This window comes from Kineococcus vitellinus, from assembly GCF_009906315.1.
Classification (GTDB): domain Bacteria; phylum Actinomycetota; class Actinomycetes; order Actinomycetales; family Kineococcaceae; genus Kineococcus; species Kineococcus vitellinus.
The window spans coordinates 1-4,105 of record NZ_JAAALL010000353.1; the positions used below are offsets into that span (position 1 = coordinate 1).

Sequence of the window (4,105 nt, forward strand, 5' to 3'; positions counted from 1 at the left end):
GTCGGGGGGTGCGGGACGGGCACGGCGACGGGCGGGCACGGGATCTCCTCACGGGGTCGGGGAGACCCACCGTGGCCGCGGCGGCGGCGGTGGCGCCGCGGTGCGCCGCACCGGTGTGGAGGAGGGGGGACGTGCGCGCCTGTGGAGACCGCGGGCACGTCCGGACCGGCCGTGGAGGCGGTGGAAGAGCGACGGCCCCCGCTGGGGGGGAGCGGGGGCCGTCCACGGTCCGGCTCGGGGGGGATGAGCCGGACCGCATGTAGCCCACAGGGCGTACTGCTGCATCTTCACCCCTGGTGGGCTCCCCTGGCAATTCCTCTGGGCGAGTTGGTGGGAGATTTCGTGGCGCCGGGCCGGACGGGGTTCTCCGCCCCCTCACCGCACCTGCACAGCACCGGCCCCCCGGCACCCCCTCGACCCTCCCGCGGCGTGCTCAGGGGATCTCCAGGGAATCCTCAGGAAGTGCCGGTGGCCGCCACCCGCCGCAGGAAGTCCGCGGCCAGCGGAGCGGCCACGCTCCCGCCGCTGGCGCCCTCGGTGACGAAGACGGCGAACGCCAGCCCGCCCTGGTAGCCGATGGTCCAGGCGTGCGTGGCGGGCGGGACGTCCGTGCCGTGCTCGGCCGTGCCCGTCTTGGCGTGCACCGGCTCCCCGGGCACCCCGGCGAGCACCGTCGCCGTCCCGCCGGTGACGACCTCGCGCATGAGGCCGCCGACCGTCGCCAGCGCCGCCGGGTCCGCCGCCGCCGGGGGCGCGGGCGGCGGCGCTGGAGCGGGGTCGAGCACGATCGCGGGCAGCCGCTGCTGCCCGGCGGCGACCGAGGCCGCCACCACGGCCATCGCCAGCGGGCTGACGAGGGTGCGGCCCTGCCCGAAGCTGGCGGCCGCGAGGTCGACGGCCGACTCGGCGGCCGGGACGCTGCCCGCGTACGCGTCGACACCGGTCGCCCACTCCACGCCCACGCCGAGCCGGGCGGCGGCCGCGGGCAGCGCGTCGTCGGCCAGGCGCGGGCTCAGGCTCGCGAACGCCGTGTTGCACGAGAGGGCGAAGTCGGTGCGGAACGGCACGTCGCCGAACGCCTCGTCCTCGAAGTTGGAGAACGAGCGCCCCTCGACGGTGTAGGTCGGCGGGCACGGCACCGTCTCGGCGACGTCGAGCCCGTCGGCCAGCAGCGCCAGCGTGGTGACGACCTTGAACGTCGAGCCCGGGGGGAACCGGCCGGTGAGGGCGCGGTCCCCGCCGTCGGCCGGCGAGTTCGCGACCGCGAGCACCTCGCCGGTCGCCACGTCGACGGCGACGAGGGCCGCCGGCGACGCGCCGGCCGCCAGGGTGTCGTCGGCGGCCTGCTGCACGGTGGCGACGAGGCTGGTGCGCACGGGCTCACCCGGCTGCGGATCGACCCTGAACAGCTCGGTGGAGGCGGCCTCCGCCCCGCCCCGCGCGCTGACGACGACGCCGACCCGGCCGGCGAGGCGTTCGTCGTAGGCGGCCTGCAGCCCCGACGAGCCGGCCAGGTCGCCGGCGGCGTAGCGGCCGCCGGAACCCTCGACGGTCTCCGCGGTGGCCTGCCCGACGGAGCCCAGCAGGCCGCGGGCGAACGCGCGGGTCGGCGCCAGCGGCCGCGTCGACTCGCGGAACACCGTTCCAGGCAGGGGTTGCAGCACATCGCGCTGGGCGTCGTAGTCGCTGCGCCGCAACGTGATGACGTCGACGAACGCATCGGGGTCCGCCTGCTGCACGCGGGTGGTGAGCGCAGCGGCGTCGATGCCGAGCGCGGCCTCCAGGGCGGCGGCGGTGGCCGCGGGGTCCGGGGTGCGGGAGGGCTGCACGCCGACCTGCACGACGGGCGTCGCGGTGACCACCGGGGAACCGTCGCGCCCCAGGACGTCGGCGCGCGCCGGCTGCTCGCGCTCCACCGCGAGCGTCGCGCCGCCGGCGAGCGCGGGGTGCAGCAGCGCCGGTCCCCACACCGGGCGCCAGGTGCCGTCGTCGCCGGTGCGCAGCAGGCGGGCCGTGCTGGTGTAGGCGAACACCGCGCCCGCGGGCGCCCCCGCACCGGCCGCGAGGTCGAAGGAGACCTCCAGCGCCGCCGACGCCGCGCCGTCGGCGGCCTCGTCGAGGGTCACCGCGCCCACGGCCACCGACGGGGCCCAGCCGGCCAGGGCGCCCAGCAGGCGCTGCTGCTCCGCCGCGAGGTCGGCGGGCGGCTGGCGCAGGTGCGGTTCACCGCCGCCACCGGCGGTGCCCAGCCGCCCCTGCGACCACGCGTCGGCGAGGGCGGTGGCGGCGGCCCGGGCTCCGCTGCCGTCGTCGCGCTGCGCGCGCCACCACAGGGCGCCGCCGCCCGCGGCCGCCGCCACGGCGACCGCCGAGCCGGCCACCACGGCCCGCCGCCGCGGTCGGCGGCGTCCTGGCTGGTCAGCGGGCCGGGCGGAGGCGGCCGCCGCCTCCGGCGAGGCGGTGGAGCCGGGCTCCCGGGGGCCGTCGGGCGAGGGGGTGCGGGCGTCGGAGCTCATCGGACGTGATGCTCGCACGCTGCGGCTGCTAGCCTGCGGGGTGTTGGAGGTGTCGCCTAGTCCGGTCTATGGCGCCCGCCTGCTAAGCGGGTTGGGGGCTACAACCCCCTCGCGGGTTCAAATCCCGCCACCTCCGCCGGGTCGAAGGCCCCGGTCGCCCAGTGCGACCGGGGCCTTCGTCGTCCTCGCTCCCGGTCCCGGGGCCCGCCGGGCTCGCCGGCGGGGCGCCACCCCCGCTCGAAGCGTTGCGCTGCAGCCGATTGGTGAGGACGGCGCCGGACCGCTACAGTAGTCCTCGACGGCGCGCCGAGCGCGCCGCCGGCGCCCGTAGCTCAACGGATAGAGCATCTGACTACGGATCAGAAGGTTAGGGGTTCGAATCCCTTCGGGCGCACCTCCGCTCTCCCGCCCCTGACAGGGGCTCCCCCGTGCCTCGTGCGCTCCTCCCCGGCCAGCCCCCTCGCGGCCACCGGACGGGACCACCTCGCGCCACCCGGCCTCCCCGCGCCTCCCGCTGCGGCACCACCGGCACGCCGTCGCCGCGGGTGCCCGACGGCCACCCGCCCGGGCCCCCCGGGCGCCCGGGACGGCTCTCGCCCGGACGACCGCGGTCGGGCAGCTCCCACCCCGCGCCGCCCGCAGCGACCTCCAGCCGCCCCACGGCGACCGGCGCGCGGGACCGGTCGTCGGCCGCCGCTCGCCGGTCGCCGCCGGTGGCCACCCCACGGGTCCGCGCGCCGGCCGCCCGCGGGCCGCCGGCGAGCACCCGCGACCACTTCCGGGAAGGGCGGGAAAAGACCTGGGCGGACTCCACGCAGACCCCGTGACGACTCCACCCCCTCTTCCCGTCCGCGTTCTCACACGCGTTCCCGGCTGCGTTCTCGCCGATGCCGGCTGCGTTCCCGGCTGCGTTCTCGCCGACGCCGGCGGAGGCAGCGGCCAGGGCAGCGGCACGGGCAGCCGCGCAGGGCCGTGCAGTTCGGTGAACCACCCCAGAACCCTCCCCGCGGCCGTCCGGGGGAGCCGGCGCGACGGGGTTCCACCGGTTTCACGGCGCCCAGCGGCAGCGGTGACCCGCGCCGAGGAGTCCCGGGGAGCGGGAACGGGAACCCGCACCGGAAGTGCCGGAGCGCATGACGCGCACCACCGCTCTCGACAACTGCCGGGAGAAGGAGAACTCGAACGGAGAATGCCCTCTCCTCTCGATGCGCGAACTCCTCGAGAACTGTGGTTTCATTGCTTGAGCATTGATCACCCTCTTATCCCGGGAGCCCAGCATGGCAAGTCACGACGTCGCACTGAAGGTGGCCACCGAACTGCCCGTCGGTGCCGTCGACCTCGAGATCCCCGTGAAGCGCAACGGTCGCCGGATCGGCACCTTCACGGTCAACGCGAACGGCGTCTCGTGGAACCCCTCCACCACGCGCCCCGCGACGAACGTCTCGTGGGAGGACCTGCCCGCAGCCCTCGCCGGCTCCGCGGCCCCCGCCGCGGCCGCCCCCGCCAAGAAGGCGGCTCCGGCGAAGAAGGCCACCCCGGCCAAGAAGACCGCGAGCAAGAAGACCGCCGCGGCCCCGGTCGAGGAAACC

General features: G+C 77.1%; 1 protein-coding gene, 2 tRNA genes and 1 pseudogene. 3 read left to right on the forward strand and 1 reads right to left on the reverse strand.

Annotation, left to right across the window (positions count from 1 at the left end; all coding sequences use genetic code 11):
• Nucleotides 1-455: 455 nt before the first annotated feature.
• On the reverse strand, nucleotides 456-2,516 hold the full coding sequence (locus GTQ99_RS20625; RefSeq protein WP_166617575.1) for a penicillin-binding transpeptidase domain-containing protein: 2,061 nt from the start codon (nucleotides 2,514-2,516) through the stop codon (nucleotides 456-458).
• Nucleotides 2,517-2,561: 45 nt separating this feature from the next.
• Here GTQ99_RS20625 and GTQ99_RS20630 point away from each other — a divergent pair.
• From GTQ99_RS20630 to GTQ99_RS24480, 3 genes and pseudogenes are all read left to right on the forward strand, one after another.
• A tRNA-Ser gene (locus GTQ99_RS20630) sits at nucleotides 2,562-2,652 on the forward strand.
• A 185-nt stretch (nucleotides 2,653-2,837) separates the two neighbouring features.
• A tRNA-Arg gene (locus GTQ99_RS20635) sits at nucleotides 2,838-2,910 on the forward strand.
• An 883-nt stretch (nucleotides 2,911-3,793) separates the two neighbouring features.
• A pseudogene (locus GTQ99_RS24480) lies at nucleotides 3,794-4,105 on the forward strand (Lsr2 family DNA-binding protein); the annotation flags it as partial.

Excerpts from the sequence above, each read along its gene's own strand:
- GTQ99_RS20625 (WP_166617575.1), bottom strand. The coding sequence starts at position 2,516 with ATGAGCTCCGACGCCCGCACCCCCTCGCCCGACGGCCCCCGGGAGCCC.